General features: G+C 67.2%; 20 protein-coding genes. 10 read left to right on the forward strand and 10 right to left on the reverse strand.

Annotated elements, in window-relative coordinates; all coding sequences use genetic code 11:
• Nucleotides 1-78 precede the first annotated feature (78 nt).
• The 5 genes from J2X09_RS18715 to J2X09_RS18735 all read left to right on the forward strand — a co-directional run bounded on the left by J2X09_RS18715 (nucleotide 79) and on the right by J2X09_RS18735 (nucleotide 5,669).
• Entirely contained in the window at nucleotides 79-867 is a 789-nt protein-coding gene (locus tag J2X09_RS18715; protein WP_204734675.1) for an ABC transporter ATP-binding protein, read from the forward strand.
• A 4-nt stretch (nucleotides 868-871) separates the two neighbouring features.
• Nucleotides 872-2,737 carry an AMP-dependent synthetase/ligase gene (locus J2X09_RS18720; protein ID WP_204734676.1) on the forward strand — a complete coding sequence of 622 codons (1,866 nt, stop codon included), beginning with the start codon at nucleotides 872-874 and terminating at the stop codon, nucleotides 2,735-2,737.
• Between the two features lie 32 nt (nucleotides 2,738-2,769).
• Nucleotides 2,770-3,936, forward strand: a complete 1,167-nt coding sequence (locus J2X09_RS18725; RefSeq protein ID WP_204734677.1) for an ABC transporter substrate-binding protein — start codon at nucleotides 2,770-2,772, stop codon at nucleotides 3,934-3,936.
• Between the two features lie 34 nt (nucleotides 3,937-3,970).
• Nucleotides 3,971-5,140, forward strand: a complete 1,170-nt coding sequence (locus tag J2X09_RS18730; protein WP_204734678.1) for an ABC transporter substrate-binding protein — start codon at nucleotides 3,971-3,973, stop codon at nucleotides 5,138-5,140.
• 103 nt (nucleotides 5,141-5,243) lie between these two features.
• Nucleotides 5,244-5,669 carry a DUF2784 domain-containing protein gene (locus J2X09_RS18735; protein WP_204734679.1) on the forward strand — a complete coding sequence of 142 codons (426 nt, stop codon included), beginning with the start codon at nucleotides 5,244-5,246 and terminating at the stop codon, nucleotides 5,667-5,669.
• A gap of 167 nt (nucleotides 5,670-5,836) precedes the next feature.
• Here J2X09_RS18735 and J2X09_RS18740 read toward each other — a convergent pair whose 3' ends face one another.
• The gene (locus tag J2X09_RS18740; protein ID WP_204734680.1) at nucleotides 5,837-6,031 is read right to left on the reverse strand and encodes a YgaP family membrane protein; all 195 of its coding nucleotides are present in this window, start codon (nucleotides 6,029-6,031) and stop codon (nucleotides 5,837-5,839) included.
• A 46-nt stretch (nucleotides 6,032-6,077) separates the two neighbouring features.
• Nucleotides 6,078-6,953, reverse strand: a complete 876-nt coding sequence (locus J2X09_RS18745; protein WP_204734681.1) for an MBL fold metallo-hydrolase — start codon at nucleotides 6,951-6,953, stop codon at nucleotides 6,078-6,080.
• Nucleotides 6,954-7,049: 96 nt separating this feature from the next.
• Between J2X09_RS18745 and J2X09_RS18750 the strand changes: the two genes are divergently transcribed.
• The 4 genes from J2X09_RS18750 to J2X09_RS18765 all read left to right on the forward strand — a co-directional run bounded on the left by J2X09_RS18750 (nucleotide 7,050) and on the right by J2X09_RS18765 (nucleotide 10,130).
• Entirely contained in the window at nucleotides 7,050-7,376 is a 327-nt protein-coding gene (locus tag J2X09_RS18750) for an ArsR/SmtB family transcription factor (protein WP_204734682.1), read from the forward strand.
• Nucleotides 7,373-7,810: a YeeE/YedE family protein gene (locus tag J2X09_RS18755; RefSeq protein ID WP_204734683.1), complete on the forward strand. Its 438-nt coding sequence runs from the start codon at nucleotides 7,373-7,375 to the stop codon at nucleotides 7,808-7,810. Before J2X09_RS18750 ends, J2X09_RS18755 begins: the two co-directional genes overlap by 4 nt.
• Before the next feature lie 11 nt (nucleotides 7,811-7,821).
• Nucleotides 7,822-8,256: a DUF6691 family protein gene (locus tag J2X09_RS18760; RefSeq protein ID WP_204734684.1), complete on the forward strand. Its 435-nt coding sequence runs from the start codon at nucleotides 7,822-7,824 to the stop codon at nucleotides 8,254-8,256.
• Nucleotides 8,257-8,381: 125 nt separating this feature from the next.
• Nucleotides 8,382-10,130: a SulP family inorganic anion transporter gene (locus J2X09_RS18765; RefSeq protein ID WP_204734737.1), complete on the forward strand. Its 1,749-nt coding sequence runs from the start codon at nucleotides 8,382-8,384 to the stop codon at nucleotides 10,128-10,130.
• Between the two features lie 36 nt (nucleotides 10,131-10,166).
• Here the strand turns inward: J2X09_RS18765 and J2X09_RS18770 are convergent, their stop codons facing one another.
• The 4 genes from J2X09_RS18770 to J2X09_RS18785 form a co-directional block, all read right to left on the reverse strand.
• Nucleotides 10,167-11,567, reverse strand: a complete 1,401-nt coding sequence (locus J2X09_RS18770) for an efflux transporter outer membrane subunit (protein ID WP_204734685.1) — start codon at nucleotides 11,565-11,567, stop codon at nucleotides 10,167-10,169.
• Nucleotides 11,568-11,571: 4 nt separating this feature from the next.
• Nucleotides 11,572-14,706, reverse strand: coding sequence for an efflux RND transporter permease subunit (locus J2X09_RS18775; RefSeq protein WP_204734686.1), 3,135 nt, complete (start codon nucleotides 14,704-14,706; stop codon nucleotides 11,572-11,574).
• On the reverse strand, nucleotides 14,703-17,822 hold the full coding sequence (locus J2X09_RS18780) for an efflux RND transporter permease subunit (RefSeq protein ID WP_204734687.1): 3,120 nt from the start codon (nucleotides 17,820-17,822) through the stop codon (nucleotides 14,703-14,705). The genes J2X09_RS18775 and J2X09_RS18780 overlap by 4 nt, the downstream gene beginning before the upstream one ends.
• A 161-nt stretch (nucleotides 17,823-17,983) precedes the next feature.
• Nucleotides 17,984-19,189 (reverse strand): efflux RND transporter periplasmic adaptor subunit, encoded by a 1,206-nt coding sequence (locus tag J2X09_RS18785; protein WP_204734688.1) that lies wholly within the window; start codon nucleotides 19,187-19,189, stop codon nucleotides 17,984-17,986.
• 17 nt (nucleotides 19,190-19,206) lie between these two features.
• Here J2X09_RS18785 and J2X09_RS18790 point away from each other — a divergent pair, with 17 nt between their 5' ends.
• Nucleotides 19,207-20,178 (forward strand): HNH endonuclease, encoded by a 972-nt coding sequence (locus J2X09_RS18790; RefSeq protein WP_310309000.1) that lies wholly within the window; start codon nucleotides 19,207-19,209, stop codon nucleotides 20,176-20,178.
• A 36-nt stretch (nucleotides 20,179-20,214) separates the two neighbouring features.
• Here J2X09_RS18790 and J2X09_RS18795 read toward each other — a convergent pair whose 3' ends face one another.
• The 4 genes from J2X09_RS18795 to J2X09_RS18810 are packed head-to-tail and all read right to left on the reverse strand — an operon-like array spanning nucleotide 20,215 to nucleotide 24,573.
• Nucleotides 20,215-20,709, reverse strand: coding sequence for a thioesterase family protein (locus tag J2X09_RS18795; protein ID WP_204734689.1), 495 nt, complete (start codon nucleotides 20,707-20,709; stop codon nucleotides 20,215-20,217).
• The gene (locus tag J2X09_RS18800) at nucleotides 20,706-21,869 is read right to left on the reverse strand and encodes an acyl-CoA dehydrogenase family protein (RefSeq protein WP_204734690.1); all 1,164 of its coding nucleotides are present in this window, start codon (nucleotides 21,867-21,869) and stop codon (nucleotides 20,706-20,708) included. Before J2X09_RS18800 ends, J2X09_RS18795 begins: the two co-directional genes overlap by 4 nt.
• Nucleotides 21,866-23,782, reverse strand: coding sequence for an acetyl/propionyl/methylcrotonyl-CoA carboxylase subunit alpha (locus tag J2X09_RS18805; RefSeq protein WP_204734691.1), 1,917 nt, complete (start codon nucleotides 23,780-23,782; stop codon nucleotides 21,866-21,868). The genes J2X09_RS18800 and J2X09_RS18805 overlap by 4 nt, the downstream gene beginning before the upstream one ends.
• Nucleotides 23,779-24,573, reverse strand: coding sequence for an enoyl-CoA hydratase/isomerase family protein (locus J2X09_RS18810; protein WP_204734692.1), 795 nt, complete (start codon nucleotides 24,571-24,573; stop codon nucleotides 23,779-23,781). The genes J2X09_RS18805 and J2X09_RS18810 overlap by 4 nt, the downstream gene beginning before the upstream one ends.
• Between the last annotated feature and the right edge of the window lie 28 nt (nucleotides 24,574-24,601).

The following is a 24,601-nucleotide window of genomic DNA, read 5'->3' on the forward strand; positions in this document are numbered from 1 at the left end:
CGCCGGGCCGCCCCAAGTGGCGAAAGCCCCCTCGGGGGGCAGCGCAGTACACGAAGTGACAAGCGTGGGGGTTATTCCATGAGCGTTGCGACGTCCGACGCCCCCGTCCTCAAGCTGCTCAACGTGGAGAGCGCCTACGGCCCGATCAAGGCCATCCGGGGCGTGAGCCTGCAGGTGCGCCGCAGCGAGATCGCCACCGTGCTCGGCTCCAATGGCGCAGGCAAGACCACCATCCTCAAGACCATCAGCGGCATCATCGACCCGCGCAAGGGTTCCATTGAGTTCAAGGGCGAGAACATCACCGCGCAGGACCCGGCGCTGATCGTGCAGCAGGGCCTCTCGCACGTGCCGGAAGGCCGCGAGGTGTTCCCGTTGCTCTCGGTGCGCGACAACCTGCTCATGGGCGCCTACACGCGCAAGGACCGCGACGGCGTGGCGCGCGACATGGAGGCGGTGTTCAACTACTTCCCCATCCTGCGCGAGCGCGCCGCGCAGGACGCCGGCCTGCTCTCCGGTGGCCAGCAGCAGATGCTGGCCATCAGCCGCGCGCTCATGGCCAACCCCGATCTCATCCTGCTCGACGAACCCAGCCTGGGCCTCTCGCCCAAGCTCACCAAGGAGATCTTCGAGATCGTGGTGCGCATCAACCGCGAGCGCGGCACCACCATCCTGCTGGTCGAGCAGAACGCCAACATGGCGCTCAACGCATCCGACTACGGCTACGTGCTGGAGAACGGCCGCATCGTGATGGAAGACACCTGTGCCCACCTGCGCGAGAAGGACGACATCAAGGAGTTCTACCTCGGCATGAAGGAAGCGGGTGTGCGCGCAGACCGCCGCTGGAAAAAGAAGAAGAACTGGAGATAACACGATGGCTTACCTCTGGGACCTCTCTCACATTCAACCGCAGCCCGACATCGTGCTGGCAGGTGACACCATCCCGGCGCAGTTCTGGAACGGCGTGAAGGAACGCGGTCCGTCGGTCTGGATGCGGCAGAAGGACCTCGGCATCTGGCGCAGCTGGACCTGGGACCAGACCGGCACCGCCGTGCGCGAGATTGCCCATGGGCTGATGGCCCTGGGCTTCGAGGCGCGCGAGACCGCCTCCATCCTTTCCAACACCACCATCGAATGGGTGCTGTGCGACCTGGCGGTGCTGAGCGCCGGCGGCGTGTCCAACGGCATCTACCCCACCGACGCGGCTGAGCAGGTGCAGTACCTGTGTGAAGACTCCACCACCACCGTGCTGTTCGTGGAAGACGACGAGCAACTCGACAAGGCGCTGGAGGTGCGCGATCGCCTGCCGCGACTCAAAAAGATCGTCGTCGTCGACATGGAAGGCCTGCGCGACCTGAACGACCCGCAGGTGATCAGCCTGGCCGCGCTGCGCGAGATCGGCCGCGCGCACCTCGCGCAACACCCCGGCATGGTGGAGGCGCGCGTGGCCGCCGTGAAGCCCGAAGACCTCGCCATCCTGGTCTACACCTCGGGCACCACCGGACGGCCCAAGGGCGCGATGCACAGCCACCAGGGTCTGGTCTACACCGTGCGCGGCTACAACACGCTGATCGCGCGCGACCAGAACGACGAATGCATGTGCTTCCTGCCGCTGTGCCACATCGCCGAGCGCATGGGCGGTGAGTATTTTTCGATGTACACGGGGGCGAAGCTGAACTTCGTGGAGAACCCCGAGACCGTGCCCGAGAACGTGCGTGAGATCGCGCCCACGGTGTTCACCGCCGTGCCCCGCGTGTGGGAGAAGTTCTACTCCGGCGTGATGATCGCGCTCAAGGAAGCCGGTGGCCTGCAGCAGGCCGCCTACGCCTGGGCCATCGGCGTGGGCCAGCAGGTGGCCGATCTGGTGATGGCCGGCAAGCCCGTGCCCGGCGGACTGCGCATGCGCTTCAAGCTGGCGCGCGTTCTGGTGCTGGACAACGTGCGCAAGCTCATCGGCATCCACCGCGCGCGCTTCCTCGTCACCGGCGCCGCGCCCATCTCGCCCGACCTGGTGCGCTGGTACCTCGCGCTGGGCGTGCCCATGCTCGAGGTGTGGGGCATGACGGAGACCTGCGGCGCCTCCACCGGCATTCCGGCCGATCGCATCAAACCCGGCAGCATCGGGCCGGCCGCGACCTACAACGAGGTGAAGCTGGACGCGCAGACCGGCGAGATCCTGGTGCGCGGACCCAACGTGTTCATGGGCTACCTGAACCTGCCCGAGAAAACCGCCGAGACCATCGACCCCGATGGCTGGCTGCACACTGGTGACGTGGGCGTGGTCGATGAGGAAGGGTTTTTCCGCATCACCGACCGCATGAAAGACATCATCATCACCGCAGGGGGCAAGAACATCACCCCCAGCGAGCTGGAGAACGAGCTGAAGTTCTCGCCGTACGTGACCGATGCCGTGGTGATCGGTGACAAGCGCCGCTACCTCACCGTCATCATCATGATCGACCAGGAGAACGTGGAGAAATATGCGCAGGACAACGATGTGCCGTTTTCCAACTACGCCAGCCTCACGCGTTCGCCCGAGGTGCAGGCGCTCATCCAGGCCGAGCTTGACCGCGTGAACAGGAAATTCGCTCGTGTCGAACAGATCAAGAAGTTCTTCCTGCTCGACACCCAGCTCAGCGCCGAAGACGAAGAGCTCACCCCCACCATGAAGCTCAAGCGCAAGCTGGTGCAGCAGAAATACGCCGAGCAGATCGAGGCCATGTACCGCGAAACCGCCTGACCGCCTTTCCAGAACACCAGGAGACAAGACCCGTGACGACCGCCCGCCCCACCCTGATCGCCCTCGCGCTGAGCCTGTCCGCCTGCGCCGCCCTTGCCCAGACCCAGGGCGTGACCAAGGAAGAGATCGTCCTCGGTTCGATCCAGGACCTCTCCGGCCCGCTGGCGGGTTTCGGCAAGTCCGTGCGGCAGGGCATGGTGCTGCGCGTCGACGAGATCAATGAACAGGGCGGCATCAACGGCCGCAAGATCCGGCTGCTGGTGGAAGACAGCAAGTACGACCCGCGCAACGCCGTGCTGGCCGCGCAGAAGCTCGTCAACCAGGAAAAGATCTTCGCCATGATCGCCCACCTGGGCACGGCGCAGAACATGGCCGCCATGCCGGTGCAGTTCCAGAAGAACGTGGTGAACTTCCTGCCCGTGACGGCGGCGCGCGAAATGTACGAGCCCTTCCACAAGCTCAAGTTCGCCAACATCGGCCCGTACTACGAGCAGATGCGCACCTTCCTGCCGCGCATGGTGCAGGAGAAGAAGCCCAAGGCCGTGTGCGCGATCTACCAGGACGATGAGTTCGGCCTGGAGGTGCTGCGTGGTGCCGAGGAAGGCCTCAAGGCGGTGAACATGACGATGGTCGAGAAGACCTCGTTCAAGCGCGGTGCGACCGACTTCTCTTCGCAGGTGGCGCGCATGAAGGCCTCCAACTGCGACTTCGTGGTGCTCGGCACCATCATCCGCGAGACCATCGGCACCATCGGCACCGCGCGCAAGCTGGACTACAACCCCACCTTCTTCGGTTCGCAGGCGGCCTACACCGACCTCATCCACAAGCTCGGCGGCCCGGCCATGAACGGCCTGTACGCCACCATGACCACCCAGCATCCGTACCTGGACGAGTCCTCGCAGCCCATCCGTTTCTGGGCCAACAAGTTCAAGACCAAGTTCAACGAAGACCCGAACGTGTTCTCGGTCTACGGCTACAACGCCATCGACATCTTCGCGCGCGCGGCCGGCCGTACCGGTGCCAACCTCACGACCGACAGCTTCGTCAAGACCATGGACAGCCTGACCGTGCCGACCGACATCTTCGGCTCGCCGGAACTGCGCTTCAGCCCGCAGCGGCGCTACGGCAGCATGGCCATGCGCCTGTCGCAGATCCAGGATGGCCGCTGGAAGGTCATCTCGGACTACGTGAACCAGTGAACATCGAACCACCCTTCTTCAGGAGACAGCAACGATGAAAACGACACTGAGTCTGATGGGCGCGGCGATCGCGCTGACCACGGGCGCCGTCATGGCGCAGACGCAAGGCGTGACCAAGGACGAGATCGTGATCGGCTCGATCCAGGATCTGTCGGGTCCCATCGCCGGCTTCGGCAAGCAGGTGCGCATGGGCATGCTGCTGCGCGTGGACGAGATCAACGAGCAGGGCGGCATCAACGGCCGCAAGATCAAGCTGTTGGTGGAAGACTCCAAGTACGACCCGCGCAACGCCGTGCTGGCCGCGCAGAAACTGGTCAACCAGGACAAGATCTTCGCCATGGTGGGCCACATCGGCACGGCGCAGAACATGGCCGCGATGCCGGTGCAGTTCCAGAAGAACGTGCTGAACTTCTACCCCATCACGGCCGCGCGCCAGATGTACGACCCCTTCCACAAGCTGAAGTACTCGTTCGCCGCGACCTACTACGACCAGATGAAGATCGTCACGCCCCTGCTCGCCAAGGAGAAGGGGGCGAAGAAGGTCTGTGCGATGTACCAGGACGATGAGTTCGGCCTGGAGGTGAAGCGCGGTGCCGAGGACGGCCTCAAGGCCGCCGGCATGACACTCGCCGTGGAAACCACCTACAAGCGCGGCGCCACCGACTTCGCCTCGCAGATGCAGAAGCTGCAGGCCGAGCAGTGCGACCTGGTGGTGATGGGCACCATCATCCGCGAGACCATCGGTGGCATCGCCACCGCGAAGCGCCTGGGCTTCAACCCCACCTTCGTGGGCTCCAGCGCCGCCTACACCGACCTCATCCACAAGCTCGGTGGCCCCGCCATGAATGGCTTCTACGCCGCCATGACGGTGCAGCACCCCTACCTGGACTCGGCCTCCCAGCCCCTGCGCTTCTGGGCCAACAAGTACCAGACCAAGTTCAACGAGGAACCGACCGTGTTCTCGGTCTACGGCTATGGCTCCATCGACGCGTTCGCGCGGGCCGCCAGCAAGGCCGGTGCCAACCTCAGCACCGACAGCTTCATCAAGGCCATGGACACGATGAAGATGCCCCCCGACATCTTCGGCAGTGCCGAGATGACCTTCAGCCCCACCAAGCGCCTGGGCAGCAACGCCACACGCCTGTCGCAGATCACCGATGGTCGCTGGAAGGTGATCTCGGAGTACATGTCCCCCAAGGACTGAACCACCGGTGTGACGCCGCCCGCCTCCCCGCGGGCCATGCGTGAACCGCCAGCGCCTCGTGCACTGGCGGTTTTTTTATCTCTGCGCGGCTTACCATGGGCCGATGGACCTGGCCTCCACGCTCAACCCCGCCACCGCTGCCCTGCTGGCCGATGCCCTGCTGGCCTTGCATGTGGGCATCGTGGTGTTCGTGGTCGGCCTGCTGCCACTGGTGCTGGCGGGCGGGGCGCTGGGCTGGCACTGGGTGCGGACCTTCGGCCTGCGGCTGACGCACCTGGCCTTGATGGTGTTCATCGCCGCCCAGGCCTGGCTGGGACAGCTCTGCCCGCTCACCGTGTGGGAGCAGGCCTTGCGCCGCACGGCTGGCCAGGGGAGCTACGGCGAGAGCTTCATCGAGCACTGGCTCTCGCGGCTGCTGTACAGGAATGCCCCGTGGTGGGTGTTCGTGGCGGCATATACCGCGTTTGCCCTGCTGGTGGCACTGGCGTGGTGGTGGGTCAGGCCAAACAGGCGGGTCCGCCGATCGTAGCGCCCCACATGCTGCCGATCCGGAATCGATGCAACGAGATTTGTGGACCGACTGAAGATCTGCGGGCTATGAGCTTGCGCAACGCAAATGCCAGCGAATCACCGGCACAGTGGCTCGCCCAAGCGGCTCTCGAAACGATAGCTGCTGAAGCGAGACAGAAACGCGTGTCACGGCTTCTTGACGGAGCAGGTATTGAAGCCCAGGAGCGCATAAGGTGGACACCAGCCGATCAGACCCGTGATCAGTGGCAGGAGGCCGATGTAGCCCCACAACCCGATGGCGCCGGTGGCGGCTGCCGCGATAAGGGCCAGCCCGATGACGATGCGCAGGATGCGGTCAATGCCGCCAACATTCTTGGTCATGTGATATCTCCAGGGTTGATGAAAGGTGGGTGATCGATACACCCGATCAGAGTGCATTGAGGGGGATCTTCAGATAAGACACACCGTTGCCCTCCGGAGGCGGCAAGCCGCCCGCACGGATGTTGACCTGCACCGAAGGCAGGATCAGCGTGGGCATCTCCAGCGTGGCGTCACGTTTTGTGCGCATGGCCACGAACTCGTCTTCGCTCACGCCATCGCGCACGTGAATGTTCTTCGCGCGTTGCTCAGCCACCGTGGTCTCGAAAGCCACCGGGCGGTCGGAGGGCGGATAGTCATGGCACATGAACAGACGCGTCTCGGGGGGCAGGCTGAGCAGCCTGCGGGTGGAGGCGTACAGCGCCCGGGCATCGCCACCCGGAAAATCGCAGCGTGCCGTGCCGACATCCGGCATGAACAAGGTGTCGCCCACGAACACAGCGTCCCCAAACCGGTAGGCCGCACAGGCCGGGGTGTGGCCGGGCACGAACATCACCTCGCCGGAAAGCTCTCCCAGTGGAATGGCCTCACCTTCCTGAAAGAGATGGTCGAACTGTGAGCCGTCCATCCTGAAGCCAGGCTCCAGATTGAAGATGCCCTTGAACACCTTCTGCACATGGGTGATGTTGCTGCCGATGCCGATTCGTCCACCCACCTGCTCCCGCAGATAGGGGGCTGCCGAGAGGTGGTCAGCATGGGCATGGGTCTCCAGAATCCAGCGCACCTTCAAATCGTTGGCACGCACATACTGGATCACCCGGTCGGCCGATGAGTGCCAGGTACGGCCAGACTTGGGGTCGTAGTCCAACACCGTGTCGACGATGGCGCATTCGCTGCCGGGTCCACTGTGGACAACGTAGGTCACCGTCCAGGTGGCCGGGTCGAACTGCCCGTGCACTTGCACAGACGTACTAAAGGGGCTCATGGCATGGTCCTTCAATTGTGTTTTAAACATTATATTGACAAATATATTATCAGTCAATATACTTTCAAACATCGATGAACCGGAGATTCCCCTGCGATGAAGAACGCCACCCTAGATCTCGACGACATGCAGACAGCGGCGGCCGACGCCTGCAGGCTCCTGAAAGTGCTGGCCAATCCAGACCGGCTGTTGATCCTGTGCCAGCTGTCCCAGGGCGAACACCGTGTGGGTGAACTTGAAGAGCTGCTCGGCATCGGACAGCCCACGCTGTCGCAACAGCTCACCGTGCTGCGCGCAGAGGCACTGGTGAGCACACGCCGCGAAGGCAAGAACATTTATTACCTGCTCGACAGTCCCCAGGCACTGGCGGTGATGCAGGTGCTGTACGCGCAGTTCTGCGGCAAACAGGAAAAAAAACGATGAGCATCGACTGGCACCATTTCACGCCCTGGGCCTCACTGTCCGGCGGCATCCTGCTGGGCGTGGCCTCGGCCTTGTTCATCCTGGTCAATGGCCGCGTACTGGGTATCAGCGGCATCCTCGGCGGCCTGCTGCCGCCCAAGGTGGGCGACGCTGGCTGGCGCCTGGCCTTCCTGCTGGGCATGCTGGCTGCGCCGCTGGTGTACGGCCTTCTAGCGCCACCCGGATTCATCCAGGCGCCGCGTATTGACGCTGGCTTTGGCACCATCGTGATCGCTGGTCTCCTGGTGGGCCTCGGAACACGCTACGGCTCGGGTTGTACCAGTGGCCACGGGGTGTGCGGCCTGTCGCGCCTGTCGCCCCGTTCTCTGGTGGCCACGCTTGCCTTCATGGCCGCCGGCTTTGCCATGGTTTTCGTGGTTCGCCACATGTTGTAAGGGTGGTTCTCATGCACCGCATCAGCGAATTTTTTGTAGGCCTGCTGTTCGGCCTCGGCCTGCTGCTATCGGGGATGACCGACCCTGGCAAGGTGCTCGGCTTTCTGGACCTCTTCGGCAACTGGGATCCCTCGCTGGCCCTCGTCATGGGCGGAGCGATCGCCGTGGGTTTCTTTGCCTTCGCCCTGGCCCGCAAGCGCACCACCAGCTTTCTGGGCGGCGCCTTGCACCTGCCCAGGGCGACCCAGATCGACAAGCGCCTGGTCATCGGTGGCCTCACGTTCGGCGCCGGCTGGGGTCTGGCGGGCTTCTGCCCGGGTCCGGGCATCGTCTCCATGGCGTCCGGCGAATGGAAGGCCGCGGTGTTCGTCGCTGCCATGGTCATCGGCATGGTGATCTTCGAGATCGCTGAGCGCTCTGGCCTGCGCCGACGCCTGGGGGCCTGACGTGGCAGCACAGCGCATCTTCCCACTGGCGGACTCGCTGTCCGTGGCGGGGCAGATTTCACCCACCTCCCGCCAAGGCGCCGCAACACTGACGGAAGCTGACTGAAGGTGATCCCGTGAACGCTGTGTCCGAATGGCGCCGCTGGTTGCCTTCACTGCCCGTGCTCCATTGGGGCCGCGAGTACAACCGCACCACCTTGCTCAGCGACGGCGTGGCTTCGCTGATCGTCACCATCATGCTGATTCCGCAGAGCCTGGCCTACGCCATGCTCGCTGGATTGCCGCCGGAAGTGGGGCTGTACGCCAGCGTCGCACCGTTGTTGCTCTATGCGGTGTTCGGCACCAGCCGGGTGCTGGCCGTGGGGCCGGTGGCGGTGGTTTCCCTCATGACGGCGGCGGCGGTCGGTCAGCACGCGGCGGCGGGCTCACCCGGTTATTGGGCAGTGGCCATCACGCTGGCCTTTCTCTCCGGGACGCTGCTGCTGGTCATGGGCTTGCTGCGACTGGGCTTTCTCGCCAACTTCCTGAGCCACCCGGTCATCTCCGGTTTCATTTCGGCATCCGGCATCCTGATCGCTGCCAGCCAACTCAAGACCTTGATGGGCGTCAAGGCCGATGGGCACAACCTCGTCGACCTGAGCCTGTCGCTATGGTCACAGGCGGACCGCATGCACGGCCTGACCCTGACCCTGGGCGTGGCGACCGTCGCTTTCCTGTTCTGGGTGCGCAGCGGCCTCAAACCACTGTTGCAAGGCCTGGGGATGGCACCCCGGACCGCCGACGTGGTTGCCAAGACCGGACCGGTGGCAGCCATCGCTGTGACCACCGGACTCACCTGGGCGCTGAACTGGCAGGCGCAAGGCGTGAAGATTGTGGGCGCTGTGCCACAGGGCCTGCCGCCTTTCACGATGCCACGCTGGGATCTGGGCCTGTGGCAGTCGCTCCTGGTGCCGGCCTTGCTCATCAGTGTGGTCGGCTTTGTCGAGTCTGTGTCGGTGGGCCAGACCCTGGCGGCCCGGAGGCGCCAACGCATCGACCCCGACCAGGAACTGGTGGCACTGGGGTCGAGCAACCTGTCGGCGGCATTCACTGGCGGCTTTCCGGTGACCGGCGGGTTCGCACGGTCGGTGGTGAATTTCGACGCTGGTGCAAAGACCCCCGCCGCGGGCGTGTTCACAGCCGTCGGTATCACACTGGCTTCGCTGTTCCTTACACCCGCTCTGTTCTTCCTTCCGCAGGCCACACTGGCAGCCACGATCATGGTAGCGGTGCTCTCGCTGGTGGACTTCAGCATCCTGCGCAAGACATGGAACTACGCGAAATCGGATTTTCTGGCCGTGGCGGCCACGCTGCTGAGCACGCTCGCGGTGGGCGTGGAAACGGGTCTGGTCGTGGGTGTGGCCTTGTCACTGGCACTGCACCTCTTCCGCACGAGCCGTCCGCACATGGCCGAGGTGGGCCTGGTGGCGGGCACCGAGCATTTCCGCAACGTGCTGCGCCATGCCGTGCTGGTGAGTCCGCGGGTACTCAGCCTGCGCGTCGACGAAAGCCTGTACTTTGCCAACTCGCGCGCCCTGGAAGACCGCGTCAACAACGCGGTGGCCAGCCGCCCCGGGCTGGAGCATGTGGTATTGCAGTGCTCGGCCATCAACGACATCGACGCCAGTGCGCTGGACAGCCTGGAGGCCATCGACCTGCGCCTGCGCAGCGCTGGCTTGCAATTGCACCTGTCAGAAGTCAAGGGTCCGGTGATGGACCGACTGAAGCGCACGGATTTTCTTCAAAGGTTGAGTGGCCAGGTATTCCTCACACAGTACCAGGCCATCCAGGAGCTCTCGCCCGAGGCGATGCGGACGCCGCGTGCTGCGACGTGACACGCAATCCAATGCCTTGAGACCGAATCGCCCGCCTCACCGCACCGGCTGCCAGCCGCCGCCCAACGCGGCCACCAGCGCCATACTGGCGGCCAGCCTTTCCGCCTGCACATCGAGCGCGGCACGCCGCGCCGCCAGGGCGAGGTTCTGCGCGGTGGCCACCTCCAGAAAACTGATCTCGCCAGCCTCGTAGCGGTAACCCACCACGCGTTCGTTCTCGCTGGCCAGGGCCACCAGCTGCTGTTGCTGGAGGTCCTGCTCGGCCAGCGTGGCCAGCTGCACCAGCGCGTCCTCGGTCTCGCGCACCGCCGCCAGTACACCGCCGCGCCAGGCCGCGGCCTGTTCGTCGTAGGCCGCGAGGAAGGTGGCTTCGTCGGCGCGGCGTGCGCCGCCGTCGAACAGCGTGGCCGCCAGCTGCGGACCCAGTGACCAGACACGCGCCGGGGCGTCCAGCAGTCGCGCCAGGCTGCTGGCCTGCCAGGTGTTGCTGGCCGAGAGGGTGAGGTCGGGCAACCAGGCGCGCTGGGCCACGCCCAGGCGGGCGTGTGCGGCGGCGAGCGAGCGCTCGGCGGCGGCCAGGTCGGGCCGACGGCGCAACAGCTCGCCGGGCACCGCCGCCGGCACGGGAGGCACGGCCGGCAGGGCCGACCCGCGCGCGGCGATGGGAAACTCGGCGGGCGTCGACCCCGCGAGCAGCGCCAGCGCGTTGGCCTCCAGCGCGCGTTGCCGCTGGAGGGTGAACACCTGCGTGCGCAGGGACTGCAGCTGCGTCTCTGCCTGGATCACGTCGGCGCGCGCCACCAGACCGGCTTCGTACTGCAGCCGGGTGACCTGCAACGAGCGCGCGTAGGCCGTGTCGGCTTGTGCCTGCAGCACCAGTTGCGCGTCCAGCGCGCGCAGCCGCACATGGCCCTGCGCGGCCGCGAGTTGCAGCGCGAGCTTCGCGGCGTCGCGCAGGGCGGCCTGCGCATCGGCGCTGGCCTGCGCCGATGCTCGGGACAGGGCCGCGCGGCCCCAGAGGTCGGGCGTCCAGGAGAGATCGAGGCCCGCCGCGTAGAGCTGGCGCGTGCCCGCGCTGCTGCCGGAGGCGGCATTGCCACCGCTGCGCGTAGCCGACGCCCCGGCACCGAGCTGCGGCAGTGCGAGCGCCCGTGCCGCGTCGACCTGCGCGAGCGCCTGCCGCCAGCGCGCTTCGGCCTGCGCGAGGTCGGTGTTGGCCTCGCCCACGCGCCGCAGCAGGCGGTCAAGGTCGGCGTCCGCGTACACGGCCCACCAGTCGGGCTGGATCGCGGTGGGCGCGTCTTCCGCACTGGCGTGCAGGAAGCCATTGGGCAGCGCCATCTCGGGCGGACGGGGATCGGTGCCACTGGCGCAGGCGGCCAGTGCGAGTGGCACAGCGGCCAGCGCGAAACGGTGAAGGAACGGCAGATGGGACATGGGTTCAGGCGGTCGCGGCCACGGGGGTTCTGCGCAGCACGTGGCCCCGCAGGCGCTCCAGCGCGAGGTAGACCACGGGGGTGGTGTAAAGCGTCAGCAGCTGGCTCATGGCCAGGCCACCGATGATGGCGATGCCCAGCGGGCGGCGCAACTCGGCGCCTTCGCCCAGGCCCAGCACCAGCGGCACCGCGCCCAGCAGCGCGGCGAGGTTGGTCATGAGGATGGGGCGCAGGCGGCGCAAGGCGGCTTCGTGGATGGCCTCCTGCGCCGCAAGACCGCGCGTGCGTTGCGCAGCGAGCGCGAAGTCGATCATCAGGATCGCGTTCTTCATCACCACCCCGATGAGCAGGAACAGCCCCAGCAAGGCGATCAGGCTGAATTCGGTGCCGGACAGGCGCAGCGCGAGCAGCGCGCCCACGCCGGCCGAGGGCAGTGTGGACAGGATGGTCAGCGGGTGCAGCGTGCTCTCGTACAGCATGCCCAGCACCAGGTACACCGTGACCAGCACCGCCAGGATCAGCCAGGGCTGGCGCTTGAGCGTGGCCTGCAGGCTGTTCGGATCGCCGGCACGTTCGCCGGTGGAAATGCTGGTGGGCAGCAGCAGGCTGTTGACGGCGCGGTCGATCGCCTGCTGCGCCTGTTGCAAGCTCACGCCGGGTGCAAGCGCATAGCTGATGCCCGAGGACGCGAACTGCGCGTCGTGCTGCACGCGATCGCGGGTGAGCCCGTAGCGCCAGGTGGCGATGGCGCTGAGCGGCACCCGCTCTCCCGCGTCGTTGAGCAGTTGCACCTGCTCCAGCGCGGACGGCTCGCTGTTGCCACGCGGGTCGGCTTCCATCACCACGCGGTACTGGTTCAGCGGGTCGTACAGCGTGGCGACCTGGCGTTGCGAGAACGCGTTGTTCAGGGCTGTGGTCACGGTGTCCATGCGCACGCCCAGCCGGCGCGCGGCCTCGCGGTCCACGTTCAGCACGACCTGCTGCGCATCCTCGCCGGCACCGAAGTCCACATCGGTCAGCTCCGGCAGCGCGCGCAGCGCCTCGCCCACGGGTTTGGTCGAGGCGCGCAGGTCGGCCAGCGAATCGGAGCGCATGACGAACAGGTACTCGTTGTCGCCGCCACCGCTGGAGAGGCGAATGTCCTGATCCACGTTCACGAACAGCGCGCCGCCGGCAATGCGCGGTGCGTTGGCGCGCAAGCGCGCCACCACCGACGAGGCCGGCTCACCGCGTTCGGCCAACGGCTTGAGGCGGATGCGGAACCACGAGTTGCTGGTGCCGGTGCGCCCTCCGCTCACCCCGGTGACATCGGCCACGGCGGGGTCGGCCACCAGCAGGCGGCGGAACGCTTCCACCTTGGGCTGCATGCCCTGGAAAGAAAAGCCGTCGTCACCGCGCACAAAGCCGCCGAGCTGGCCCGTGTCCTGCTGCGGCAGCATGCCCTTGGGAATCGCCACATAGAGCCACACGTTCAAGGCCACGGTACCGGCCAGCAACAGCAGCGTGAGCACGCGGTGGCGCAGCGCGAAGCCCAGGCTGCGCGCATAGCCGCTTTGCACATCGGCCAGCAGGCTCGCGATCCCGCGCGCCAGCAGGCCCGGCGGTTTCGTGCGCGGTCCCGCCGGCAGGCCATGGGCGCACAGCGCGGGCGTGAGCGTGACCGACACGGCCAGCGAGATCAGCATGGCCGCCACCAGCGTGATGGAGAACTCGCGGAACAGCCGCTCCACCACGCCACCCATGAACAGGATGGAGAGGAACACCACGATCAGCGCGAGGTTCATGGCCAGCAGCGTGAAGCCGACCTCGCCCGCCCCGGTGAACGCCGCGCGCCAGACGGTGCGCCGCCCGACCTCGCGCTGGCCGTTGGCGGCCTGCACGGCACGCGCCCGCTCGATATGGCGCTGGATGTTCTCCAGCACCACGATGGCATCGTCCACCACCAGACCGGCGGCCACGATCAGCGCCATCAGCGACAGGTTGTTGAGCGAGAAGCCCTGCCACCACATCACCGCGAACGCGCCGATGAGCGACACCGGCAGCGCCAGCGCGGGAATCAGTGCGGTTCGCCAGCTCGAGAGAAAGGCCCAGACCACCGTCATCACCAGCACGCAGGACAACACCAGCGTGAACTGCGCCTCGCGCAGGGTGGCACGAATGCCGGGCGAACGGTCCATCACCACGCTCAGCGTGGTGTCGGCCGGCATCAGCGCGCGCAGCTGCGGCATCTGCGCATGGATGGCGTCGATCGTCTCCACGATGTTGGCCCCCGCGCGCCGGCTCACCAGCAGCACCACGGCGGGCCGGTTGTTGTGGTACCCGCTGGTGTAGCGGTTCTCCACCGAATCGGTCACCTCGGCCACGTCGGACAGCCGCACCAGCGCGCCACCGTCGTTGCGCACCACCAGCTGAGAGAAATCGGCTGCCGTGCGCAACGGCTCCGGCAAGGCGATCTGCCAGCGCCGCCCGTCCTGCTCGACCTGACCGAGCGGCCGCCAGGCATTGGCCTGGGTGATGGCCTGGCGCACGTCGTCCAGCGACATACCCCGGTGCGCCAGCGCCTGGGGTTCGGCCTGCACCCGCACAGCGGGCAACGACGAGCCGTCCACCGTGACCTCGCCCACACCGACGATCTGCGCCAGCTTCTGCGCCAGCAGGGTGGACGCGTTGTCGTACAGCGCGGACGACGGCAGCCGGGGCGACGACAGCGCGAGCGCCATGATGGGCGCCTGCGAGGGGTTCACCTTCACGAAGGTCGGGTTGCCCGTCATGCCCGACGGCAGCTGGCCACGCGAAGCATTGATGGCGGCCTGCACCTCGCGCGCGGCGGCGTCGATGTCGCGGTCCAGGTCGAACTGCAGGGTCACACTGGTGCTGCCCTGGTTGCTGCTGGAACGGATGCTGGTGACGCCCGCGATGCTGCCCAGCGCACGCTCCAGCGGCGCGGCCACGGTGGAGGCCATGCTTTCGGGGCTCGCGCCCGGCAGGCTGGCGCGCACCTGGATCACCGGGAAATCCACGCGCGGCAAAGGCGAGACGGGCAGCATTCGCCACGCGAGCAGGCCAACCAGCACGATGGCGATGGCCAGCATCGTGCTGCCGATGGGGCGGCGGATGAAAAAGCGCGCGAGTGCGTTCATGCGCTCGCGGCACGTCGACGACGCGCCAGCCGGTCGAAGGCCAGGTACACCACCGGCGTGGTGAACAGCGTGAGCACCTGGCTCACGATCAGCCCGCCGACCATGACGATGCCCAGCGGCTGGCGCAGTTCGGCGCCGGAACCACTGGCCAGCATGAGCGGTACCGCACCGAACAGCGCGGCCAGGGTGGTCATGAGGATGGGACGGAAGCGCAGCAGCGCGGCGCGGTGGATGGCCTCGCGTGGCGACAGGCCAAGGCGGCGCTGCGCGTCGAGCGCGAAGTCCACCATCATGATCCCGTTCTTCTTCACCAACCCGATCAGCAGCACGATGCCGATCACGGCGATGAGGTCGAGCGGCCGGCCGGCCAGCAGCAGCGCCGCCAGCGCGCCCACGGTGGCCGATGGCAGTGTGGACAGAATGGTGAGCGGGTGCACCGCGCTCTCGTACAGCATGCCCAGCACCAGGTACATCACCACCACCGCAGCCAGGATCAGCCACAGCGTATTCGCCAGCGAGCTGCGGAAACCCTCGGCCGCGCCCTGGAAGGCGAGTTCCACCGCCACCGGCAGGCCGACCTCCCGCTCCACCGCCTCGATGGCCGCCACGGCCTCGCCCAGCGAATGCCCTGGCGCGAGGTTGAACGACAGGGTGACCGCCGGGAACTGGCCCTGATGCTCGATCGCCAGCGGCGCGCGCCGCTCCACCGCGCGCGCCACCGCCGACAGCGGCACCGGCCTCGCATCAGCTCCGCCGCCCACCGGCTGCACGTAGATGCCTTCCAGCGCCTGCAAGCCACCCTGCTTCGCCTCGTCGCTCTCCAGCACCACGCGGTACTGGCTCGAGTGCGTGAACAGGGTGCTGACCTGCCGCTGGCCGAAGGCGCTCTGCAGCGCCGAGGCGATGTCGCCCATGCGCAGGTTCAGCCGTGCGGCGGCGTCGCGGTCAATTTCCAGCCAGGCCTGCAGGCCTTCGCGCTGCAGGTTGCTGGCCACATCGGCCAGTTCCTCGCGCTGCGCCAGGCCGTCCAGCATGCGCCGCGTCCATTCGCCGAGCAGCGTGCTGTCGGGTGAGCTGAGCGTGAACTGGTACTGCGTGCGGCTGATGCGGTCTTCCATGCCGAGTTCCTGCACCGGCTGGAACCAGGCTTCGATGCCGCTCACCTCGCGCGCGCGCTCGCGCAGCCGCTCGATGAGTTGGCCGGCGGAGACCGAGCGCTCGGCGTGCGGCGAGAGCGTGAGCATCATGCGCCCGCTGTTGAGCGTGGCGTTGCTGCCGTCCACGCCGATGAAGGACGAGATGCTGTGCACGGGCGCCTCTTCCAGCAATGCGCGGGCCAGCGCCTGCTGCCGCTCCGCCATGGCGCCGAAGGACACGCTCTGCGGTGCCTCCGTCACCACCTGGATCGCACCCGCGTCCTGAACCGGGAAGAAGCCCTTGGGCACAGCGAGGTAGAGCAGCGCCGTGAGCACCAGCGTGGCCGCCATGGCCAGCAGCGCGAGCGGCTGGCGGGCCAGCACCCAGTCGAGCCAGCGGCCGTAGCGGTCGATGGTGCCGCTGAGCCAGTCGCGCCGGCCTTCGCCATGTGCCGGGGCCTGCTTGAGCATGCGCGCGGCCATCATGGGCGTGAGCGTGAGCGAGACCACGAGCGAGATGCCGATGGCCACCGCCAGCGTGACCGCGAATTCGTGGAACAGGCGGCCCACCACGTCGGCCATGAAGAGCAAGGGGATGAGCACCGCCACCAGCGAGACCGTGAGCGAGATCAGCGTGAAGCCGATTTCACTCGCGCCCTTGAGCGCGGCTTCCATCGGCCCGGCACCCTCTTCCCGGTGGCGCGCGATGTTCTCCAGCATCACGATGGCGTCGTCCACCACGAAGCCGGTGGCAATGGTCAGCGCCATCAGGCTCAGGTTGTTGAGCGAATAGCCCAGCAGCAGCATGGCCGCGAAGGTGCCGATAAGCGACAGCGGCACCGCCACGCTGGGAATGAGCGTGGCCGGCAGCGTGCGCAGGAACACGAAGGTGACCAGCACCACCAGCGCGATGGCGAACAGCAGTTCCTTCTGCACATCGCGCACCGAGGCGCGGATGCTTTCGGTGCGGTCCGAGACGATCTGCACCTTCACCGTGGCCGGCAGCGTGGCCGTGAGCTGCGGCAGCAGCGCGCGCACCTGGTCGGCCACGGCGATCACGTTGGCGCCCGGCTGGCGCTGGATGTTCAGCAGCACGGCGGGCGCCAGGCCGCAACCGCTGGCCTGCCCCTCGGCGCAGGCCATGCCGGCCCAGGCCGCAAGAAAACGGTCTTCCGCACCCTCTTCCACCTTCGCCACATCGGCCAGGCGCAGCGGTGCGCCGTCTCGCCAGGCCACGATCAGCCGCTGGTATTCGGCCACCGATCGCAGCTGGTCGTTCGCGTCCAGCATGGTGCTGCGCAGCTCGCCGTCGAAACTGCCCTTGGGCTGGTTGTTGTTGGCCGCCGCAATGGCCGTGCGCAACTCTTCCAGTGTGAGGCCGTTGGCCGCCAGCGCGCGGCTGTTGGCCTGCACGCGGATCGCCGGGCGCTGCCCACCCGCCAGGCTGACCAGACCCACGCCCGGCAGGCGCGAGATCTGCCCGGCCATGCGCGTGTCCACCATGTCCACCACGCGCGGCAGCGGCAGCGTCTCGGAGCCGATGGCCAGCGTGAGGATGGGCACGTCCGCCGGGTTCACCTTGCGGTAGATCGGCGGCGCGGGCAGGTCTGACGGCAGCAGGCTGTTGGCGCCCTGCAGCGCGGCCTGCACGTCCTGCTCGGCCACGCCCAGGTCCACCTCCAGCGCGAACTTCATGGTGATGACCGAGGCGCCGCCCGAGCTGGTGGACGACATCTGCGCCAACCCCGGAATCTGCCCGAGCCGGCGCTCCAGCGGCGCGGTGACGGTGCGCGCCGTCACGTCCGGGCTGGCGCCGGGCTGGAAGGTGAACACCTGGATGACCGGGTAGTCCACCTGCGGCAGCGCCGACACCGGCAGTTGCCGCCACGCCAGCAGCCCGGCGATGAGCACCGCCAGCATCAACAGCGAGGTGGCCACCGGCCGCAAGATGAAAGGGCGGGAGATCGAAGCAGAAGACATATCAGGCACTCATCAAGCCAGCGCGACACCCGCAACGAAAGAAGCAGCCGCCACCAAAGGCATCCTGGGTCCGGCTCCGCCGGCCCGAGATGCCGTCCCCCCTCCCAGCGCCGAAGGCGCGCCAGAGAGGGGGGAAGCCGCACAGCGGCGCAGGGGGAGTCTCATTTCTCCGGTGCCAGGGGCGACGACGCCGGCAGCGCCGTGGCCTGCACGATCGTCACCGCACGGCCGTCTTCCAGACGGTCCAGGCCCTCGAGCACCACCGGCTCGCCATCCTTCAGGCCCTTGAGCACCACGGTGCGCCCGCCGCTGGCGGGGCCGAGCGAGAGGTCGCGCACCTGCGCCTTGTTCTCGGCGATCACATACACATAGCTGCCGCGCGAGCCATGCTGCACCGCATCGGTGGGAATGGTCACCGCAGCGGGCAGCTCCCGCAGCGCCAGCCGCAGGTTCACGAACTGGTTGGGAAACAGCGCGTCGTCCGCATTGTCGAAGCGCGCCTTCAGGCGCAACGTGCCGGTGGCGGCGTCGATCTGGTTGTCCAGCGTGTCGAGCCGGCCCACGGCCAGGCGCTGACGGTTGTCGCGGTCCCACGCTTCGGCGCGGGGCGGCTGCTTGCTGTCGTGCGCGGCGCGCACATCGGCCACCTGCGGCTCGGGCACGCTGAACACCACCGAGACGGGCTGCGTCTGCGTCAGCGTGAACAGCCCGTTGGCGTCGTTGGCCGACAGCAGGTTGCCCGCGTCCACCCGGCGCAGGCCGATGCGCCCGGCGATGGGCGCGGTGATACGGGTGTAAGAAAGCTGCAGCTTCGCGTTGTCCACCTGCGCCTGGTCGGACTTGAGCGTGCCGCGCAGCTGCTGCACCAGTGCGGCCTGACGGTCCAGCACCTGGCGGGCGACCGCATCGCGCGCGAACAAGCCTTCGTAGCGGGCCAGCTCGCTCTCGGCATTGCGCAATTGCGCCAGGTTCTGCTGCTGCTGCCCATGGGCCTGCGCCAGCGCCACGCGCAGCGGCTCGGGGTCGATCTCGGCCAGCAACTGGCCCTGCGTCACCCGCTGGCCTTCACGCACCAGCACGCGGGCCAGCTGGCCGTCCACCCGGCTGCGCACCGTGACCGTGTTGTACGGCGCGACCGTGCCCACGGCGCGTGCCTGCACGGTGAAGTCTTCGGTGCGCGCGGCCTCCACCCGCACCGCCACCGGCCCGCGCCAGGCACTGGGTGTGGCCGGCGGCTGCGGCGGTGGGCGCAACAGGAACCACCAGGCGGCAAAGCCCACCCCCACCAGCAGGACCAGCCAGAACAGGCGGCGCGGCCAGCGGGAGGACGAAGAGGACGCGGGCGCGGCGGAGGGAGCAGACTGCATGGAAAGACGGAAAAGGGGTGCTTGCCGTGGCGATGCGGGGGCCGGCTCCGGGCCTGTCCTGCAATGGCTGCGCGCTACAACACCGGGACGCTCGGGGCGGGATGTTGGGAGGGAAGCGCGATGATAAACATGGCGCAGGTATTCGTTTACGGGCGGGGGGAAAAGTTCAAGACTGGCTGGCCTATTTCCGTCGAACTGAGGAATACCAGTTCCAGGAGCACAAAGCACCCTATACCCCCGAGGGTATGCTCAGATCCAACGAAAAAGATCAGGAGCACCTCGCTATGAATTTTGAGGACTGGATGCGCCACCGAGGCCTTAGTAACTCCTCCGTCAACAAGTACGCCAGCGCGATCGAAGGACCACTATCAGAGTGGGCCGGGAAGCATCACTTAACTGAGGGGCCACTAAGCTCACTAAAAAACAAGGATGCGTTCTTAAAAGTCTCGGAAAAACTGCAAACCTTGGACATCTTCAAGCAGCGCAACTCACGTGGTCATCACATGTACAGCAGCGCATTGGCCAAGTACGTGGAATATCTATCTGAGGGGTATGGCAGTGACCTTGAACAAGACATTGAAGAAATACTTGCAGATAAGAACCTCAGCAGAACCGAGTGCTTGAGCCTAGTGAAATCCAGAATCGGTCAAGGTGTGTTTAGACAAAAGCTATTGCTGCACTGGAAGGCCTGTTCGGTGACGGGCTTCAAGGACACCAATCTTCTGATCGCCTCTCACATCAAACCATGGCGTTCGTGCAGCAACTCTGAGAGGCTAGATCCCTTTAACGGACTCCTGCTAACTCCAAATCTCGACAGAGTATTTGACGCAGGACTGATCACGTTCACCGATAGCGGAAGCATCGCTCTATCGCCGCTTCTATCCGAACCATCAAAACTGGGCATTTCTTTGGATATGCGGGTGGAAATCTCAGCACCGCATCGCCCGTTTATAAACTTTCACCGAGAGGCCGTGTTTCGCGCGACATAGTCTCTGCGCTCTCATATCGCACACGGAGGAATATTCTCAAGACACGATATAAGCCCCAGCCCCCACACAAAGCAGCTTCCCATCCGCCCCCTCGAACGCCATCCTCGTGTTCGCCACGCGTGAGCCCAGCCGCAGTACCTCGGCGCTGAGATGGAAGTAATCGCCCACGCAGGGCCGCAGGTAGTCGATGCGCAGGTCGATGGTGCCGAGTTTGGCGAAGCGCTGCAGGCGCTGCAGGGGTTCTTCGTTCATGTGGCGGGCGCCATTGGCGGCGATGCAGGCCAGGCCGCCCATGGCGTCGAGCGCGGCACTCACCACACCGCCGTGCACGCGTCCATGCTGGTAGTGGCCGATAAGGTCGGGCTTCATGTCGATGCGGGCCGTGACGCGCTCGGGCGTGATGTCCTGGAGCCTGAGGCCGAGCACGCGGTTGAAGACGATCTTGTCCTCGAACAGGTCTTTGAGCAACGCGATGAACTCGGGCTCGAACGCGGCTGGAGCGGTGGCGGTGGTCGCAGTGTGTTTGCTCATAGGCCCCATTGTCGTGCGGCAAGTTCCTTCATGATTTCTTCGGCGCCGCCGCCGATCATCATCACCTTCACCTCACGGTAGACGCGTTCGCTCACGGTGCCACGCATGTAGCCCATGGCGCCGAGGATCTGCACGGCCGTGTCCGCGCAGAACTGCATAGCCTGGGTGGCGTGGTTCTTGAGCAGGCAGACGTGGGCGACCCAGTCCGCACCCTGGTCACCGGCGTCGGCGCGTTCACCGGCGGCATCCAGCCACGCCTGGGTGGACTGGATGCGCATCTGCATGTCCATGAGTTTGTGGCGGATCACCTGGCGTTCGATGAGGGGTGCGCCGAAGGTGTTGCGCTGCCGGGCCCAGGCCAGGGCTTCGTCGTAGCAGGCTTCGGCGAAGCCGAGCGCCATGGCGGACATGGCGAGGCGCTCGCCGTTGAAGTTGCCCATGATCATGCGGAAGCCCGCGCCCTCGGCACCGAGGCGGTAGCGCGCGGGCACGCGCACACCATCGAAGCGCAGGTGCGCGGTGTCGGAGCTGTGCCAGCCCATTTTCTGCAGCGCGCTGCGCGAGATGCCGGGTGTGTCGCACGGCACCACGATCATGGAGATGCCGTTGGCGCCTTTGGCATTCGGGTCGGTGCGCACGGCGAGCGTGATCCAGTCGCAGCGCATGCCGGAGGTGATGAACACCTTCTCGCCATCGATGACGTAGTGATCGTCTTCGAGCCGCGCGGTGGTGCGCAGCGCGGCCACGTCGGAGCCGCCGCCGGGTTCGGTGATGCCGAGCGCGGCGATCTTCTCGCCGCGCAGCACGGGGGGTATCACTTCCTGCTGCAGCTCGGGTGTGCCGTGCGCGATCACGGGTGGCAGGCCGATGTTGTGCGTGAAAAGGCTGGCCATCACACCGCCGCTGCCGCCATGCCGCGCCAATGTGCGCGACATGGCGTTGCGCGCGCTCCAGGGCGCGGGCGTGCCGCCGAGGTGTTCCGGGTAGCCGAGGCCGAGCAGGCCGATGTCGGCGGCTTCCCGGTGCAGCGAACGCGGCAGCTCGCCCGCCTCTTCCCAGGTGGGCACGTGGGGTGCGATCGCCTGCGTGGCGAAGCGCCGCACGGTGTCGATGAGCGCGCTGCGGTCTTCGGCGGTGAAGGTGGCGGCGGGCGTGTTCATGCGGCGAAGGTCACCAGGAGCTGCCCGGGCGCCACCTGCTGCCCGGTGGCCACGGACACGGTGTCCACCGCCACATCGCGCGGTGCGGCGAGCGTGTGTTCGAGCTTCATGGATTCGATGACGAGCAGGGGTTCGCCCTTGGCGATGCGGGCACCCGGCGCCACGTGCACCGCGACGAGCTTGCCGTTGAAGGGGGCGCGCAGCTCGCGCGCGGCCGACGCACCACCGGCCCGTTCGCGGGGTGCGTGGCTGAGGTCAAGCAACTCGATGGTGTGCGCGCCGGCCTGGGCCTGCCAGCGGCCCGCAACCAGCGGCACGGCCACCACCGGCCAGGTGACGCCGTCGATGACCACGCGCCCCGGCGTCACACGGGCCTGCACGCTGCGGTCGCCCACGGTCAGGTTCACCGCGCCCTGCCCTTGTTCGTGCAGCGCCAGGTCCAGCACCTGCTCGCCGTGCTGCCAGCGCAGCGGGCGCGCGAAGGGACACGGCAGCGCGGCCGCGGGCGACTGTGCGCCGTAGGTGGCGGCCAGCACGCCGGCCAGCACCGCGTCGGGCGGTGGCACCAGCATGGCGCGCACGGTGTCGCCCTCTTCGGCCAGGAAGGGAATGAGCGCACCACCTTCGTGGAACACGGGGTGGCGCAGGCAGGCCGCGAGGAAAGCCCGGTTGGTGGGCAGGCCGAGCAGACGCGTCTGGTCCAGCGCGTGGGCGAGGCGGTCGATGGCTTCGCGGCGCGTGGGCGCGTGCACGATGAGCTTGCCCAGCATGGCGTCGTAGTGCGGCGTGATCTCGCTGCCGGTTTCGAGTGCGTGGTCGAAACGCAGGCCGGCCTCGCGCGGCGGCTCGCTGAAGTGGCGCACGCGGCCGGTGTGCGGGGTGTAGTGCTCGTCCTCGGCGCACAGGCGCACCTCGATGGCGTGGCCGTGGAAGCGGATCTGTTCCTGCGCCAGCGGCAAGGGCTCGCCGCGAGCGATGCGCAGCTGCCACGCCACGAGATCCAGGCCGGTGATGGCTTCAGTGACCGGGTGCTCCACCTGCAGGCGGGTGTTCATCTCCATCAGGAAGAACTCTTCGCCTTCCAGCAGGAATTCGACCGTGCCCGCGCCCACATAACCCGCGCCCTGCGCGAGCGCCACGGCGCAGCGGCCCAGCTGTTCGCGCAAGCCGGGCGATACGGCCGGGCTCGGCGTTTCTTCCACGATCTTCTGGTGGCGGCGCTGCACCGAACAGTCGCGCTCGCCCAGGTGCACGCAGTGGCCCTGCGCATCGGCGAACACCTGCACTTCCACATGGCGCGGGCGCAGCAGGGCGCGTTCGATCAGCAGGTCGCCGTTGGCGAAACCGGCCAGTGCCTCGGAGCGCGCGCTGCGCAGCGCAGGCAGCAGTTGCGCCGCCTCGTGCACCAGGCGCATGCCGCGCCCGCCACCGCCCGCCACGGCCTTCACCATGAGCGGGAAGCCGACGCGCAGGGCCTCGGTCTCGAAGGTGGCCTCGCGCTGGTCATCGCCGAAGTAACCGGGCAGGCAGGGCACGCCCTGCGCCACGGCGAGCGCCTTGGCAGCGGACTTGCTGCCCAGCGCTCGGATGGCCGAGGGCGGCGGGCCGACCCAGGTCAGGCCCGCATCGATCACAGCCTGCGCGAATCCGGCGTTCTCGCTCAGGAAGCCGTAGCCCGGGTGAACCGCGTCGGCATTGGTGGCCACGGCGGCGTCCAGCAGGCGGTCGACGCGCAGGTAGGAATCGGCCGAGGCCGTGCCACCGAGCGCGTAGGCGCTGGTGGCTTCGCGCACGTGCAGCGCACCGGCGTCGGGCTCTGAGAAAACGGCCACGGTTTCGATGCCCATGGCGTGCGCGGTGCGGATGATGCGCCGGGCGATCTCGCCCCGGTTGGCGATGAGCAGGCGTTTCATGGTTTCGGGGTCCAGGGGGCTGGTTGCTTTTTCGCGAAGGCGGCCAGCCCGCCCGCCGCCTCGGGGCCGCGCAGTGCGCTGGCGAAGGCGATGGCGGCTTCGTCGCGCAGGTCGGGCACGTCGCCGCGCAGGCGTTGCAGCAGGCGTTTGGTGCCGGCCACGGCGCCGGGCGCGGCGCGCTTGATGGACTGCACGCGTTCGCGCAACGCGGCATAGAGGGCGTCGTCGGCCACCACCTCGTCCACCAGGCCGAGGGCTTGCGCTTCCTGCGCGCGGTAGCTGCGGCCTTGCAGCAGGCATTGGCGCGCCGTGGCATCGCCCAGGCGTTGCCAGACGAAGGGCGCGATCTGCGCCGGCGGCAGGCCGAGGGTGACTTCGGGCGTGGCGAACACGGAGCGTTCCGTGGCGATGACGTGGTCGGCGCAGCAGACCAGACCGAAGCCACCGCCCATGGCCGCGCCGTCCACCGCGCACACCAGCCATTGCGGCAGCGCGAACAGCGCGTGCAACACGTCGCCGAAGCGGCGGTTCATGGCGATCAGCGGGTCGTCCTCGCCCGGCTGCAGCGGCTGGCCGATGGCACTGGCGAAACCACCGAGGCTGCCGCCTGCACTGAAGGCGCCGGCGGCGCCAGTGAGCACGACCACGCGCAAGGTGGAGTCCTGCTGAGCGCGCAGGCAGGCCTCGTACAGGCCCATCACCATGGCGTCGCTCAGCGCGTTGCGCGTGGCGGGGTCGTTCAGCACCCAGCGCTCGGTGTCACCCGCGCGTTCGACCAGAAAAGCACTCATGTCACGCCTCTCACATGCAGACCAACGC

This window comes from Hydrogenophaga laconesensis (genome assembly GCF_031457235.1).
GTDB classification, from domain to species: domain Bacteria; phylum Pseudomonadota; class Gammaproteobacteria; order Burkholderiales; family Burkholderiaceae_C; genus Hydrogenophaga; species Hydrogenophaga laconesensis.